Below are 15,162 nucleotides of genomic sequence, written 5' to 3' on the forward strand. Positions count from 1 at the left end.
AGTGAGCAACGCAAAAACCATCGCGCCCCGGGACACCGCGGCCCCCCGAAATTTCGGCACCATCCTCAAGGAACTCGACTGGCGGCGCTACGTCATCTACATCGGCTTCGTCGTGGTTTTCCTCTTCTTCGCCGTTCTGCTCCGCGACCAGGGCTTCCTGTCGCCCAACAACCTGCTGAACATCTTCCGGCAGACCGCCACAATCACCGTCATCGCCGTCGGCATGACATACGTGATCGCCTGCGCAGAGATTGACCTCAGCGTTGGATCCGTGGTAAGCCTCTCCAGCGTGTGCACCGCTATGGCGCTCTCCCAGTGGGGCCTGGTCCCCGGCATCCTCGCCGGCCTCGCCGTCGGGCTCGTCGTCGGATCGGTCAACGGTGCCCTGGTCAGCCTCCTTGGCATCCCATCCTTCCTGGTGACACTAGGCATGCTGGGAATCGCCGTCGGCGTTGCCCAGTGGATCACGGCGTCCGCGCCCCAGCCCATCCTGAACGACACGTTCAACACGCTGTTTGGATCCGGCAACTTCGGTCCTGTTCCGGGCCTGGTGGTCTGGAGCGCCATCTTCGTGGCGATCGGCGCCGTCGTGCTGAACCGCACCAGGTTTGGCCGCCAGGTCCTGGCCACAGGTGGCAACCGCAACGCCGCTGAGTTCACCGGCATCAATACCAAGCGCATTAAGTTCCAGGTGCTCCTCATCTCGGGCATGGTGGCAAGCGTCGCCGGCATGCTCTACGCCGGCCGGCTGCAGTCCGGACGGTTCCAGTGGGGATCGGGAGACGAACTCTCCGCCATCGCCGCCGTCATCCTGGGTGGAACCAGCCTCTTCGGCGGGTTCGGCTCCATCATCGGCACCCTCTTCGGCGCCCTGTTGATCGGCCTGATCAACAACGGGCTGATCCTCGCAGGGCTCGACAGCAGCCAGCAGCAGGTGGTCCGCGGCGCGATCATCATCCTGGCCGTCGCCCTCGCCCGAAAGAAGTAGCGACTGTGACCTTCCAACTTCGCGCAGGAATTATCGGAACAGGATTCATGGGTTCTGTCCACGCCCATGCGGTGCGCGCGGCAGGCGCTGAAGTCATCGCAGTCGCCGGCAGCAGCAAGGCGTCCGCCGAAGCCGCAGCCCCCGCGCTCGGCGCCCGCACCGCAGCCGAGTCCCCTGAAGCACTGATCTCACGTGCAGACGTGGACGTCATCCACATCTGCACGCCGAACGCGACCCACGCCGACCTCGCCCGCAAAGCCATTGCGGCAGGAAAAGCAGTCATCTGCGAAAAGCCACTGGCGACGAGCGTTGAGGACGCCCGGGAATTGACAGCCCTCGCGGACCAGGCGGGAGTCGTCACGGGCGTGCCCTTCGTCTACCGGTTCTATCCGGCCGTCCGCGAAGCCCGCGACCGTATCCTCCGCGGCGACGCCGGCCGGCTGTGGCTCCTTCACGGTTCCTACCTGCAGGATTGGCTGGTTGGCGCGGGAGCCACGAACTGGCGGGTCGATTCAACGATCGGAGGAGCCTCCAGGGCGTTCGGTGACATCGGCGTGCACTGGTGTGACCTGATGGAGTTCACCACTGGACACAAAATCACCAGGCTTGTGGCGGAGACCAGCAGGGCCTACGACCAACGCGAAACCGGCGGCCGGGTGTCCTCCGTTGCCACCGAGGACGGGGCCACGCTCCTGTTCGAGACGGACAAGGGTGCCACAGGTTCCCTGGTGGTCAGCCAAGTCAGCCCAGGCCGCAAAAACCGCCTGTGGTTCTCCTTCGACGGAACCGAAGCGTCATTCAGCTTCAACCAGGAACGGCCGGACACCCTTCACGTGGGCGGCACCGGGTCCAGCTCCGAAATCGCCGTTGGCCCGCAAACGCTGACGACTCCGGGCGGCCGGCGGTACGCCAAACTCCCACCGGGGCACCCCCAGGGATACCAGGACAGCTTTAACTCATTCGTCGCCGACGTATACGCAGCTATCCAGGGGCAGACACCTGAAGGCCTGCCCACGTTCCGGGACGGATTACGGGCAGCCCTCATTACCGACGCGGTCGTTACCTCCGCTGCACAACGGTCATGGGTTGATGTTCCCAGCACTGAGGCCCCACGCGAATTACTCAAGTCTTCCTCCACCGTTGAAAGGCAGAAGCAATGAAACTCGGTTACTGTTCCATCACCTGGGGGGGCGTCGTCGGCCACCCGCAAGGTGTGACGAGCGTGAAGGACCTTTTCTACCTGACCCACGGATCTATGCGGCAAGCAGTCCAGGACATCGCATCCGTCGGCTACCAGGGTGTTGAAATGTTTGACGGCAACCTCGCGGACTATGCAGACAAGCCCGAAGAACTCAAGGAAATCCTGGCCACTGCCGGAGTCGAACTGACAAGCGTCTATACCGGGGCGAACTTCATCTATGCCGACATACTTCCGGACGAAATGCACCGCATTCACCGCGCCGCCGAGCTGGCCGCAAGCTTCGGAGCGGAACGGCTCGTGGTGGGTGGCGGGGCACGCCGCGCCGCCGGAACCACTGACCAGGACTACCAACGCCTCGGTGAGGCCCTGGACAGCGTCACGGACATCGCAGAAAGCTTCGGGTTGTCGGCAAGCTACCATCCGCACCTGAGCACCATCGTCGAAAGCCCGGCGGAACTGGACAAACTGATGCCGCTCACCCGGATCGGCTTTTGCCCGGACACCGCCCACCTTGCGGCCGGCGGAGCAGACCCGGCGGCGGTCATTCGGAAGTACGCCGGCAGGATCCAGCACGTCCACCTGAAGGACTTCCAGCAGGACCCCTTCAATTTCCTGCCATTGGGACAGGGCGAGCTCGACTTCCCGGACATCATCGCCGCCATCCGCGAAAGCGGATATGACAGCTGGCTCATGGTGGAACTCGACAACTACGACGGTGACCCACGGGAAGCCGCAGCCCTCAGCAAGAAGTACCTGGAAAACCTCCTCTCTCACTAATTTTCAACCGCAGGGCCTGCCACCGACGGCACCGCCCCGCCTTCCGGAAGGAACAAGATCCACATGCAAAACCTCAACGTCGGCCTCATCGGAGGCGGCTTCATGGGCAAGGCCCACTCCCTGGCTTATGCCGCCATGCCTATGTTCTTTTGGCCTGCACCGGCACTCCCTGTCCGCAAAGTCATCGCCGAAGCCAACCCGGATCTCGCCGCCGAGGCGGCCCGCCGCTTCGGGTTCGAGAACTCCACGGCGGACTGGCGCAGCATCATCGACGATCCAGATATCCACGTTGTAGACATCGCCACGCCCAACCATCTCCATGCCGAAATCGCCATCGCCGCCGCCGAAGCAGGCAAGCACATCATCTGCGAAAAGCCTCTTGCGCGTACCGGCGAAGAATCCAAGGCCATGTACGACGCGGTTAAAGACAAGAACCTCGTCCACATGGTGGCGTTCAACTACCGGCGGACCCCTGCCGTGGCACTGGCAAAGAAATACATCGAGGAAGGGGCAATCGGACAAATCCTCAACTTCCGTGGCACCTACCTGCAGGACTGGAGCGCCGACCCCAACTCGCCGCTGTCATGGCGTTTCCAGAAATCCATCGCAGGTTCCGGCGCCCTCGGAGACATCGCGACGCACGTCATTGACATGGCCCGCTATCTTGTCGGCGAGTTCAGCGCCGTCAACGCCCTCATGTCCACCTGGATCCCCGAGCGGCCGCTCCAAACCGGAGGTGCTGACGCGCTCGGCACGGTACGGGGCGGAGAAGGCCCCCGGGGTCAGGTTGACGTGGACGACGAAGTCATGACCATGATCCGCTTTGCCAACGGTGCCGTGGGTTCCGTGGAAGCAACACGCAACGCCCACGGAAGGAACAACTTCATCACCTTCGAAATTCACGGAACCGAAGGAAGCATTGTGTTCAACTACGAGCGGCGCGACGAACTGCAGGTCTGCTTCGCTTCGGACCCCGGTGACCGCCGGGGATTCCGAACCGTTTACACCGGGCCCGCACACCCCTACGGAGAAGCACTCTGGCCCATCCCTGCCCTCGGCATCGGATACGGCGAAACAAAGATCATCGAGGCCTACGACTTCTTCAAGGCCATCGCAGAAGGCGGCAGCGTAAGCCCGAATTTTGCCGACGGCTACCAGGTGGCTCTCATCGACGACGCAATCGTCGAGTCGGCTGCAAAGGAATCCTGGGTCGAGGTTCCGCAAATCAACGCATGACCCAACGGGAGGGGCGGCGATCAGTCCGCCCCTCCCGCAGGCCCAGGAGCACCCGAGGACGAAAAATGCCACACACAACAGTCAAGCAAGAAGAAGCGCAAGTCTGGTTAATGCCCGTGTTCATCGCAAAGGCTGGGTACGAAGCAACGCTTCATGAAGCACTCATCGGACTGCAATCCCTAAGCCGAAAAGACACCGGATGCCTGGAATACACCGTCTTCTCTGACGATCAAAGGCCAGGTACGTTCGTCCTCATTGAGGGATGGGCCCGCAACGAGGACCTCAAGACCCACAACGAAGAAGTCCATGTAAAGGAATTCGTGAACGTGGTGCAGCCCCTGCTGGCCGCACCCTTCTCCGTAACCCCCATTACGCCTCTCGGCTGATACCTACCGGGGTGAGGGAGGCCGACGGCGGGAGGCAAGTTCCGCCGTCGTCCTTCCCCTTCCTTCGCGCCGGAGCGCCGTTGTAGGGTCAGGGCGTGATCGTCCCCGATATTTCCCAGAACGCCGTGGCGGTGGCGGATCACTACGATGAGCTCGATCCCATTTACCGCCGGGTGTGGGGCGAACATGTCCATCACGGGCTGTGGGCGACGGGCCGCGAGACACCCGCCGGGGCCGTCGAGGCGCTGGTGGACACTGTCGGCGACCGGCTGGGCCTCCTGCCCGGCCAGGCGTGCATCGACATCGGCTGCGGCTATGGCGCCACCGCAAGGCGCCTCGCGATGACGCGCGGGGTTCGCGTCACCGGCGTCACGCTGTCCGCTGAGCAGGCGCGCTACGCCGCCGAACATCCCGTGCCGGGCGTGGACGTCCAGGTCCGCGACTGGCTCGACAACGGGCTGGCCGATGCCTCGGCCGACGCCGCCTGGGCGATCGAGTCGAGCGAGCACATGGCGGACAAGCCCGGGTTCTTCGCCGAGGCGCACCGCGTGCTGGCACCGGGCGGCCGCTTCGTCATCTGCGTGTGGCTCGCCGAGGCCAATGCCAGCGGTTGGAAGGTCCGCCTCCTGCTCGAGCCGATCTGCCGCGAAGGGCGCCTGCCCTCGATGGGCACGCGCGAAGAATATGAGGCCATGGCGGAGGCGGCGGGCTTTGTGGTCACCGGCTATGAGGATGTCAGCCGCCGGGTCGCCCGCACGTGGATGATTTGCGCTCGCCGGCTCCTGAAGGCCCTCTTCGTTGACCGCGAAACCCGCCAACTCGCCCTGGGCGCACGCAATCGCGGTGCCATTCTGAGCATTCCCTGCCTGATCCTGGCCTACCGCACCGGGGCGATGCACTACGGAATCTTCACGCTGTCCAAGGCAGGGGAGAACCGGGCGCCCAGGTGAAGCGCCGTGACGCCTAAGCTGCGGCCACGGGGCGAGAGCGTCCACATGCTTGGGCCGGGCTTGTTGATTAGACGCAGGTCACTAACTGGTGTCAGGGTGGATGCGTGAATGCCGACATCAACTTCTACTTTGACCCCGTCTGCCCCTTCGCCTGGATGACCAGCAAATGGGTGCGGCAGGTGCAGGCGCAGCGCGACTACACCGTGGATTGGCGGTTCATCTCATTGCGTCTGATCAACTCCAACGTGGACTACGACGCTCACTTTCCGCCGGAGTACGAGGCAGGCCACACCGCCGGGCTCCGGCTTCTGCGGGTGGCGGCCCGGGCCCGCGCGGAGCATGGCCGCGAGTCGATGGCCAGGCTCTATGAAGCGTTCGGCAAACACATCTTCGACACGGCACCGGACCCGGCCGAACAGCGCACCGAGGGCGAAATCCGTGAGCAGCGCGGAACACGTGAGTTCGTGGAGCCGATCCTGGCCGACGCAGGCTTGCCCCTGGCACTGGCGGACGCTCTCGACGACGAGTCCTTGGACCGCGAGATCCGTCAGGAGACGGATGAGGCACTGGCGCTGACGGGCAAGGACGTGGGCACGCCCATCATCCACTTCGAGCCGCCCGTCGGGGTGGCCTTCTTCGGTCCGGTGATCAGCCGTCTCCCGGACGAGGATTCGGCCGCCGAGCTGTGGGACCACGTAGTGGGGCTGGCACGGTTCCCCGGTTTTGCCGAACTCAAGCGGAGCCTTCGCGAGCAGCCTCAGCTTGCTGCCTTCGGGGTCGATGCCGATACCGTCGGTCAGCAGGAGGACTGGCACGGCGGCAGCCGGCGGCAGAAGAAATGACGTCAGCAGAGGATGGATCGATGAAGACAAACACCCGCCAACACCAGGAATCGGTCATTGTCCAGGTCTCAGCCGATGCGCTCTATGACCTGGTCTCCGACATCACCCGCACAGGCGAGTGGAGCCCGGTCTGTACGTCGTGCTGGTGGGACGACACGGCCAGCGCGGGTCAGGCCGGCGCCTGGTTCACCGGCCGCAACGAGATCCCGGGGCGGACGTGGGAGACCCGGTCGCTGGTGGTGGCTGCCGAGCGCGGCCGCGAGTTCGCCTGGGTGGTGGGCGGCCGCTTTGTCCGTTGGGGTTTCACCCTTGCCCCGGCTGATAACGGGACGACGCTGACCGAGTCGTGGGAGTTCCTGCCCGAAGGGATCGCGATGTTCAGGGAGAAATACGGCGATGAGGCCGACGCCCAGATCGCCGAGCGCACCCAGCAGGCGCTCGACGGCATCCCGAAAACGCTCGCCGCGATCAAGCGGATCGCTGAATCTACTGTTGTTGGGGATGCCCGGGTGGCGAAGGCCTGATGGACCCGAAGCGGGACCCGGCCGAAGCGGCAGGGCCCCGCTGCTGAACGGCGCTAGGAGCGCGGGTCGATGGGTGTGAACGTCCCGGCCCTGGATTCGATGACGGTGGCGGCGTCAAGCAGTGAGTCTTCGTCAAAGCGCCGGGCTAGGAGTTGCACTCCCGCGGGCAGGCCCCCGGCCAGACCGGTGGGTACCGACATGGCGGGGAACCCCAGGAGGGGAATTGCCATCATGGATGCTTGGGCTGCCATGAGCCGTCGCATGCTGTCCACGCTGGCAATATCCGCGTCCTGTTCAAACGCCTGTTCCGCCGACACCGGCAGGAGTATCAGCGGGTGGGCCTCCAGGATTTCGGCGAGCTGCCGAATGAGGGTGCCCCTTCGTGCGTAACCGGCAATGAACTGCTCGAGCGTCGGTTTCTCCCCCCACCACTCAGCTGCCACGGCGTAGTAGTGCTCCGCTGCCTTTTGCATCCCCTGGTCGCCGACTTCGTTGACCAGCGGCATCGCCAGACGGAATTCCTCCATGCACAGCAGGTACCAGAGGCGGTAGGCCTCCGCCAGGACAGGCAGTTCGATCTCTTCGACGAGGTACCCGACGTCGCTGAGGTAGCGGGCTGCCTGGTCCAGGGCGTGATTTACTTCCGGCGTTGGGGCTGCGACGCCCAGGTCCCGGACCAACCCCACCCGCATGGGCCGCCGTGCATGCCGCGGCGCCCGGGCACCGGGGACGAAGGCAGGGTCCCGAGGGCTGAAGTCACTCAGTGCGGTCATGGCGAGGCGAACGTCCCCAACAGTCCGGGCCAGCGGGCCCTGCACAAGCATGCTCTGGACCGACAGGGATGCATCGACGTCGTCCGGGTGGTACGTCTGCGCAACCCGTCCCACGGTGGGCCTGAGGCCGACAACCCCGCAGGCGTAGGCGGGGTACCGGACTGACCCACCGATGTCATTGCCGCCCGCGATCGGGACCATCCCCGATGCCACCGCAGAACTAGCGCCGCCGCTGGAACCTCCGGGGGTGCGGGAGGGATTCCACGGGTTGAGGGTGCGCCCGTGCAGGTCGTTGTTGGTGAACCAGCGGTAGGCAAAGGCGGGGGAGTTGCTGCGGCCCAAGAGGATGGCCCCAGCGCGGCGCAGGCTCGCCACGTGCGGGCTGTCCTGATCCGCCATGGCGTGCTGGAACGCAGTAACGCCCTGGGTGGTGGCGTAGCCTGCCTGGTCGGAGTTCACCTTGATGGACACGGGGATCCCGTTCAGTGGTCCCAGCTCCTGCCCTGACGAGCGGGCGCGGTCAGCCTCGTCGGCCGCTGCCAGGGCCTCGTCGGGGCGGACCTCAACCAACGCGTTTAGCTGGGGGTTGACTTCCTCGATCCGGCCAAGGCAGCTCTGCACCACCTCACGGCTGGAAATGAGCCCCGTCGAAATCGCATTGCCCATTTCTGTCGCGCTCCACCGCCACAGCTGCTCTACGGACTCACCAACAATTGACTCCATGGCCATCGCAGTGTTCGTCGTGGTCATAAATGATCTCCTTTGATCCAAGCCGTAATCTCCGGCTGCTGAAACCAGTCAAACAGCGCGCAAGGGGACGATCAATAGCTGACTGAGACAAGGAGTGGCGGTATTGATATGGGAGGAATATCTTTGAGGGCAGCCATCCACCTTCACATTCACGATGTCCGGGGTCCGGGAACTGCTCCTGGCCCTGGCCCAGTCCGCGGCGAGCACCACCGCCGCTTTGATGCTGGCTGCGCTGCTCGGCCGCTCAAGCCCCGGCTGACGCGGATTGAGTCTGTTGAGCGGATGAGATTGCCAGGTGCCCGTCCCGACCCGGAACAACGGTGGCCGCGGCGGCGGTCGAACTGGAAATCAGCCGTGCCACGATCTACCGGCGCGTGGCCCGGCTGCGATCATCGGCCGAAGCAGCCCTGACCTTCGACCCTTGTCTGTGGCCTCCGCAAGGCCATTACTGATGAAAGGAGCGGAATCCCGCCGCCCCACCTGCGCCCTGAGGGAGAAAGACTATGTTCGCCAGAATCAGCACGTACAAGACCGGCCCCGAGACCCGCAGGGATAACCCCAGCGACGACGTCGTGAACAGCGTGCTCCAGCTCCCGGGCTGCAGAGGCGTCTACTACCTGAACGGGAAGGGGACGGACAACGCCCTGTCCATCACGCTCTGGGACACGGAGGACGCGATGGTGGCCAGCCGCCAGGCGGCCAGCAGGATCCGGGAGGAGAGCAGCCAGGCGGACAGAACCGAGATCGTCTCGGTGGAGGAATTCGAAGTGACAGCCAGCAGCCTTAAGGCTTGAGCCGCCGTCATCCTTTCTGGCCTGCCTGGTTCAACCCGCCCGGCGCGCGCGGCTTTAGTGCAAAACTGCATGCAACAATGACGTCATGACTCACGAGCAGCCTCACTCCCTTGCGCCGGAACTGGACAGCGCCGACCTTCCCGCATTCGAAGCCGCCTATAACGCCGCGCAAAAAGGCCTGGCCGAAGGCGGCATCCCCATCGGGGCTTCGATCGCGCGGGGCGGCGTGGTGATTGCGAGCGGACACAACGAACGGGTCCAGAACGCGGATCCGATCGCGCACGGGGAAATGTCCGCACTCCGCAGCGCGGCAGAGGAGCTACCGGGACACCACGCTGTACACCACCCTGGCACCGTGTGCCATGTGCGCCGGAACCATCATCCAGTTCAAGATCCCCCGCGTGGTGGTGGGGGAGGCGAGGACGTTCGACGGCGAACTGGAGCTTTTGCGGTCACGCGGGGTCGAGGTGGTGGTGCTGGATGATCAGCGTTGCGTGGAAATGATGCACACGTTCCAGACTGACAACCCGGAGCTGTGGGCGGAGGACATCGCCGAGTAGTGTCGGTCCGGTGGTGCGATACTCGACCGCTGGCGGAGCTGGGTAGGGCGAGGCCCGGGTTCCTCTGATTTTGAGGGCCCGGGCCTTAGCGAATATGGAGGGGCTATTTGAGGACTTCGCATACGTTGACGGCCTTGCCAGCACTTGCGTCGACGGAGATCACGGTGTTGTTTACGGGGTTGTCAACGGTCAGGACCACCCTGCCGGTATAAACAAATGCTCCGGGTCCGGTGGCGTCCCCCGAGAAAAAGACAAAACCGTTGTGCGGGTCAGGGTAAGCGTATATGTGCCATCTGGCTGCTTGACATACCTGCCCACTGAACCGGACGTGTTGACCGTATACGTTTTACCCGTGCTTTGATTGGACCAGGTGAGGATTACACCGCTGCCGATTTTGTAGAGATTGCCGTTGGCAAATTCAATCTCTCTGATCGTGCCGCCGCTGGCAGAGAGACCAAGGTCAAACGTCTTGCAGGAGTCTTGGGCGGAGATCACCACAGTATCTGGGGCCGCCACCGCTGGGGAAGCCGCCATAAACAGTGCTCCCGTTGCAGCCAAAGGCACGTACCAGCGGGACTTTTTTCCTAGCATCTGAATCTCCTCATTTTTGCGTCCAGACGCATCACCCTAGGGGCGGAGACCATGCGGGGTAAATCAGCACGGGCGAGCCCTGACGGCGGCGAGTGTGCCGCCCGCAAAGGGCCGGATCTGCTGTCTTCTGGCCCGTCAGCCGATCGTACTGGCCCATGTTTGGTTTAGGGCGAGTAATTGATACGCACGTTTAGAAGTAGGGGGGTACCCGGGTACTTAACCCCGAATGGTAGTCCGCTCTCCGAAAACTCAACCGCCTTAGGCATTAAGGGCGAATGGGTGTCGCCGCGTCATTTCCGAGCACCGTTGTCCACGGGCTGGCGGTCCACGCTGTCACGACGCCGTTGATGACGTAGGGGTCGGCGGCTGCGAAAGCTTTTGCTGCCTCAAGCGGGTTCTCGCCGGTGAAGATCAGCAACCCTTTGAAGGGTCCTTCACCAATTGCACCGCCGAGCAGGAGCTCGCCGCGTTCGACTGCTTCCCACCCCGCCCGGAGGTGGTCTGCGCGGTACTGTTCGCGGGACTCGAGGTAGTCGTCAGCGTAGGTGTATTCGAGCACGGCGTGCATGGGGGCTCCGTTCAGGCTAAGGGCTTCATTCCTTGTAGCAGCAGCGTACCCAGCCGGGCCTACCCAGAAACCGCCGCCACCTCAACCTGTACCCCCGCGTCCCGGAACTTTTGCACCTGCGCGGGGTCGGCGCCGTCGTCCGTCACCAACGTCCAGGGCAAAGCCAGGCGGGCCCACGCGTGGAATGGCCGAAGCCCGAGTTTGGACGAGTCCGCCAAAACATAAACGGAACGCCCCCGCCGGGCCATGAGCTCCTTGAGCCGGGTCTGGGCGTGGTCGGCCTCGCAGATGCCGTCCTCGGCGGTGACGGCGTCGGCGCCCAGGAACACCCGGTCAAAGCTCATCCGCTCCAGCGCCGCCTCGGCCAGCGGCCCCACGAAACTCTGCGACACACCCCGGAGCCGGCCGCCCAGGCAGTCCACGTCGATGCCCTCGGAATCGGCCAGCTCCTGCAAGGTATTCAGACCAGGCGTCGTCACAGACAACCGATCAAAACCGCGCAGCTCGTGCGCCAGCGCACCCGCCGTGGAACCGGCGTCGAGCAGGATGCTCTCCCCGGGCTGGATCACCGACGCCGCCCAGCGGGCGATCGCATGCTTCTGCTCGAACGCCTCGCCGGTGCGCTGCCGCAGCGACGCCTCCGGGTGCGCGCCCATGGCCATCGCCCCGCCGTACGTCCGGGCCAGCCTGCCCTGCGAATTCAGCAGCGCAAGGTCGCGGCGGATGGTGGACGCGGTCACCTCGAACTTGGCGGAGAGCTCCTCCACGGAGGCCAGGCCGGTGGTTACGGCAAGGTGGTAGATCTCCTCGCGCCGCGCGTTTGCGCTGAGCATTCCCGGTCTCCTTCCCGTGGGCATGGCGGTGGCAGTGCTACCCATGCTAGTGCTCGGCAGGGACGGCAACGGCCGGTCAACGCTTGCACGATGACCGGCCGTCCTGTTCGTGCAGGAGCTAGAGGGCTTCGTCCCGTGTCGGTGCCAGGTCAACAGCTTGCCGCAGGGCCTCGAGCAGCGACTCGTGGTCCGCAATGTTCTTGCCGGCGATGTCAAAGGCCGTGCCGTGGTCAACAGACGTCCGCACCACGGGGAGGCCCACGGTGATGTTCACACCGTTCTCCAGGCCCAGGACCTTCACGGGGCCGTGGCCCTGGTCGTGGTACTGGGCCACCACCAGGTCGAAGTCGCCGCGGCCGGCCAGGAAGAACAGGGTGTCAGCCGGGAGCGGGCCGAAGGCGTTGATGCCGTCCGCCTGCGCTTTCTCGATGCCCGGCTGGATCTTCTCTGCCTCCTCGCCGTAGCCGAACAGCCCGTTCTCGCCGGCGTGCGGATTGATGGCGCACACGGCGATCCGTGGGTTCTCGATGCCGGAGGTACGCAGCAGCTCATAGCCGCGCTTGATGGTCCGGTAAACCAGGTCGCCGTTGATCCTGGCGATGGCGTCGATAAGCCCGATGTGGGTGGTCACGTGGATGACGCGCATCTTCGGCGCCGTCAGCATCATGGACACTTCCTCGGTGCCGGTCAGTTCGGCGAGGAGTTCGGTGTGGCCGGGGAACTTATGCCCGGCCGCGTGCAGGGCCGCCTTGTTCAGCGGGCCGGTGCAGATGGCGTCCACCTGGCGGTCCATCGCCAGCTGCACGGCCTTTTCGATGAAGAGGTACGAACCGTGCCCGGCCGCGGCGGACAGCTCGCCCCAGGCGAGGTCCTCCGGAATGCAGTCGATATCGAGCACGTCGATGGTGCCTTCCTCGAACAGCGCCTCCGACGGTTCCGCTACCTTCCGCAGGGCCAGCGGGCTGGCGACGATGTCCGCGGCGAGCTGCAGCCGGCGGAGATCGCCGATGACCAGCATCCGTGCCTTGGACCGGAGTTCGCTGTCCGCCAAGGCCTTGACGATGATTTCCGGGCCAATGCCGGCGGCGTCACCCATGGTGATGGCTACGATCGGGCGTCCCATTACTTGGTACTCATTTCAGTCGTTGTGCTAGAGAAAAACTGTGTGGTCCTGGCCAGCGTGCCGGCATCGCCGAAGGCACCGGCCTTAGTGACCAGGAGGGGGAGGGGCTCCGGCAGCAGGCTCATCACGACGCCGGGCTCCACCTCGCCCAGGACGGTGAAGCTGCCGGCGCCGAGCGCCTTCAGCACCGCCGTCGCCGTTTCACCGCCCGTCAGGACCAGCGCCTCGCAGTTTCCGATGCCGGCGGCAGTGGCGCGTGCCAGCGCTTCGGCCACGACCAGCGCCTGCGACTTGTCCACGGCACCCATCGGATCCGGCGTCAGTACGACGTCGGTCCGCAGCATCGCGGCAGCCACCTTCCGGGCTACCGCCGGGTGCTCGAGCGCCCCGTGGTCCAGCGTGATGTGCTCGGCGCCCGCGGCGACAAGGGCCTCGGTCTGCTGCCGGGCGAGGCCGGAATAGCTGCCGATCACGGTCAGGGTCCGCTTCACGTGACGCGCTTGCTCCCGAAGAACATCGCGTCCTTCTCCACGAGGGGCAACGTGCCCGGCCAGTCCGCCGGAACCCACCAGGAGAGTGGGGAAGTCCAGCAGGGCCGCCGCGGCGGCAACCCGACTGAGGTCATCGTCAGAAACAGCGTCAAGTACGACGGCGTAAGTCCCGCGTTCCTGCACGTCGCGCAGGTGCGCGGCCAGGTCCTCCGGGGTGCGGTGCGCCTCCCGGCCCACCAGTTCAGTCGAAAGACCTCCGGCGGCAAGCGCTGCCGCCACGTCGCCGTCGAACCTTCCCTGTGCGGTCTGCGCACCGTTGACGTGGACGATGCCACCCACGGTGGTCCTTCCCGTGGCCGGAAAGGCAGGGGCCACCAATGCCATACCCCTGACGCCACTGACGGCAGCCAGCGCTGCGGCAACCTCGGCACCGACGTTGCCGCGGAGCAGCGAGTCGATCTTCTTGAAGATCTGCCGGTCCTGTTCCATCGCCCGTGCCACGGCCGCGGTGACGGCGGCTGCTGCATCTTCCGCTGAAAGGTAGCGGCTCTCGGTGTTGACCGACAGGATGTCCGCTTCCGGCCAGGACGAGTCCAGGTCGAGGATCACGGAACTGCTGTGGGTGGGTCCGTAGGCTGCGGCCGCATCTGCCGCTCCCGTCAGGTCGTCGGCGATAATGGCCCAGCGCTTGGCTGCGGTGGTGTTCATACTGCTGGGGTTACCTCGCGGGTTTCCACGGGCTGCTTGGCTTTCAGGCGCTTAGCGTACCAAGCGACCATGAGGGGGCAGCCGATGGCGGTGACCACCACGGAGGCTGCCACCAGAACCGTGGCGGGACCCGCCGCGGCGGAGTAGGCCGGGTTGGCTGCGGCCACCAGCATGGGGACGGTGGCTGCGTTGCCTGCGGTGGTGGCTGCCGCGAGGCCGGCGATGCCGGAGCCGCCGGTCAGCTTGTCCGCGAAGAAGAGCACGGCGCCGCCGCCGATCAGCACGAACAGGCCCAGGGCCACACCGAGCAGTCCTGCGTTAAGCACCTGGCCCAGGTTCAGGCCGAAGCCGAGGGCCAGGGCGAAGAACGGAATCAGCACCGGGGCCGCGGAGGAAAGGAACTTGCGCATCGCCGGGTCCAGGGCACCCAGGATGGCACCGAGGAGCAGGGGGATGATGGCACCCACCAGGGCCTGCCACGGGAAAGCTGACAAACCTGCGACGCCGAGCGTCACCATGGTCAGGAACGGGCCGGATTCCAGCGTCATCACTGAGTAGGCCGCAACGTCCTTGGGCTTGCCGTACTGGCCCATCAGGGCCATGTACATGCCGCCGTTGGTGTCGTTGAGCGCGGCCAGGATGGCCAGGACGGACAGGCCCGAGAGCAGGCCGCCGTCGATGGGAAGTTCACCCATGAACCGGCCGGCAATGACGCCGATGATGATGGCGAACAGGACCTTGCTGCCGAACAGGACGCCGCCCTTTTTCAGGATGTACGGGGTGGCCTTGATGTCGATGCTCGCGCCCATGCAGACGTAGAACACCGCGAGGATGGTGGTGCCGCCGGTGAAGAGCGCGCCCGTGAAGGAGCCGAAGAACTTGGCGGAATCCGGAGCGAAGGTGCCAAGAATGGCGCCGATGAGCAGGGGAATCAGCATCATGCCGCCAGGAACCTTTTCCATGGTGGCCTTGATTGGGACAGACATAAAGCAACCTCATTGTTGTCTGGGGGAGAGGGGAGGTCGGGCTGCAGGCCCGAAGCATGATGTAGATCATAGCCACTGCTG

16 protein-coding genes and 1 pseudogene are annotated in these 15,162 nt (G+C 64.8%); 10 read left to right on the plus strand and 7 right to left on the minus strand.

From position 1 onward, the window contains the following. The first annotated feature begins 1 nt into the window (after position 1). The 8 genes from NMQ03_RS05505 (at position 2) to NMQ03_RS05540 (ending at position 6,904) form a co-directional block, all read left to right on the plus strand. Positions 2 to 988: an ABC transporter permease gene (locus NMQ03_RS05505; RefSeq protein WP_255174743.1), complete on the plus strand. Its 987-nt coding sequence runs from the start codon at positions 2 to 4 to the stop codon at positions 986 to 988. A 47-nt stretch (positions 989 to 1,035) separates the two neighbouring features. Continuing rightward, on the plus strand, positions 1,036 to 2,148 hold the full coding sequence (locus NMQ03_RS05510) for a Gfo/Idh/MocA family protein (RefSeq protein WP_255174744.1): 1,113 nt from the start codon (positions 1,036 to 1,038) through the stop codon (positions 2,146 to 2,148). Next, on the plus strand, positions 2,145 to 2,966 hold the full coding sequence (locus NMQ03_RS05515) for a sugar phosphate isomerase/epimerase family protein (RefSeq protein WP_369693203.1): 822 nt from the start codon (positions 2,145 to 2,147) through the stop codon (positions 2,964 to 2,966). The genes NMQ03_RS05510 and NMQ03_RS05515 overlap by 4 nt, the downstream gene beginning before the upstream one ends. Before the next feature lie 63 nt (positions 2,967 to 3,029). After that, complete coding sequence (locus NMQ03_RS05520) at positions 3,030 to 4,202, plus strand: Gfo/Idh/MocA family protein (protein ID WP_141943033.1); 1,173 nt, start codon at positions 3,030 to 3,032, stop codon at positions 4,200 to 4,202. A gap of 65 nt (positions 4,203 to 4,267) precedes the next feature. Further along, a complete protein-coding gene (locus NMQ03_RS05525; RefSeq protein WP_255174746.1) occupies positions 4,268 to 4,588 on the plus strand; it encodes a putative quinol monooxygenase in 321 nt (106 codons plus the stop codon). Positions 4,589 to 4,683: 95 nt separating this feature from the next. After that, positions 4,684 to 5,538: a cyclopropane-fatty-acyl-phospholipid synthase family protein gene (locus NMQ03_RS05530; protein ID WP_255174747.1), complete on the plus strand. Its 855-nt coding sequence runs from the start codon at positions 4,684 to 4,686 to the stop codon at positions 5,536 to 5,538. A 104-nt stretch (positions 5,539 to 5,642) separates the two neighbouring features. Then, a complete protein-coding gene (locus NMQ03_RS05535) occupies positions 5,643 to 6,380 on the plus strand; it encodes a hypothetical protein (RefSeq protein WP_255174748.1) in 738 nt (245 codons plus the stop codon). A gap of 20 nt (positions 6,381 to 6,400) precedes the next feature. After that, positions 6,401 to 6,904: an SRPBCC family protein gene (locus NMQ03_RS05540; RefSeq protein WP_255174749.1), complete on the plus strand. Its 504-nt coding sequence runs from the start codon at positions 6,401 to 6,403 to the stop codon at positions 6,902 to 6,904. 53 nt (positions 6,905 to 6,957) lie between these two features. Here the strand turns inward: NMQ03_RS05540 and NMQ03_RS05545 are convergent, their stop codons facing one another. Continuing rightward, positions 6,958 to 8,427, minus strand: a complete 1,470-nt coding sequence (locus NMQ03_RS05545) for an amidase family protein (protein ID WP_255174750.1) — start codon at positions 8,425 to 8,427, stop codon at positions 6,958 to 6,960. A gap of 503 nt (positions 8,428 to 8,930) precedes the next feature. Here NMQ03_RS05545 and NMQ03_RS05550 point away from each other — a divergent pair. Together NMQ03_RS05550 and NMQ03_RS05555 are read left to right on the plus strand one after the other, a co-directional pair. Further along, positions 8,931 to 9,221, plus strand: a complete 291-nt coding sequence (locus NMQ03_RS05550) for a hypothetical protein (protein WP_255174751.1) — start codon at positions 8,931 to 8,933, stop codon at positions 9,219 to 9,221. Positions 9,222 to 9,306: 85 nt separating this feature from the next. Then, positions 9,307 to 9,781, plus strand: a pseudogene (locus tag NMQ03_RS05555) (nucleoside deaminase). 189 nt (positions 9,782 to 9,970) lie between these two features. On the opposite strand, the gene NMQ03_RS05560 reads toward NMQ03_RS05555, so the two are convergent. From NMQ03_RS05560 to NMQ03_RS05585, 6 genes are all read right to left on the minus strand, one after another. Next, on the minus strand, positions 9,971 to 10,372 hold the full coding sequence (locus NMQ03_RS05560; protein ID WP_255174752.1) for a hypothetical protein: 402 nt from the start codon (positions 10,370 to 10,372) through the stop codon (positions 9,971 to 9,973). Between the two features lie 265 nt (positions 10,373 to 10,637). After that, entirely contained in the window at positions 10,638 to 10,940 is a 303-nt protein-coding gene (locus NMQ03_RS05565) for a YciI-like protein (RefSeq protein ID WP_255174753.1), read from the minus strand. A gap of 59 nt (positions 10,941 to 10,999) precedes the next feature. Further along, positions 11,000 to 11,773 (minus strand): DeoR/GlpR family DNA-binding transcription regulator, encoded by a 774-nt coding sequence (locus NMQ03_RS05570; protein ID WP_255174754.1) that lies wholly within the window; start codon positions 11,771 to 11,773, stop codon positions 11,000 to 11,002. Between the two features lie 118 nt (positions 11,774 to 11,891). Beyond that, entirely contained in the window at positions 11,892 to 12,896 is a 1,005-nt protein-coding gene (gene pdxA / locus NMQ03_RS05575; protein WP_255174755.1) for a 4-hydroxythreonine-4-phosphate dehydrogenase PdxA, read from the minus strand. Then, entirely contained in the window at positions 12,896 to 14,095 is a 1,200-nt protein-coding gene (locus tag NMQ03_RS05580; protein WP_255174756.1) for a four-carbon acid sugar kinase family protein, read from the minus strand. The genes pdxA and NMQ03_RS05580 overlap by 1 nt, the downstream gene beginning before the upstream one ends. Continuing rightward, a complete protein-coding gene (locus tag NMQ03_RS05585) occupies positions 14,092 to 15,081 on the minus strand; it encodes a 2-keto-3-deoxygluconate permease (RefSeq protein WP_255174757.1) in 990 nt (329 codons plus the stop codon). The genes NMQ03_RS05580 and NMQ03_RS05585 overlap by 4 nt, the downstream gene beginning before the upstream one ends. Between the last annotated feature and the right edge of the window lie 81 nt (positions 15,082 to 15,162).

Source organism: Arthrobacter sp. DNA4, assembly GCF_024362385.1.
Classification (GTDB): Bacteria; Actinomycetota; Actinomycetes; order Actinomycetales; family Micrococcaceae; genus Arthrobacter.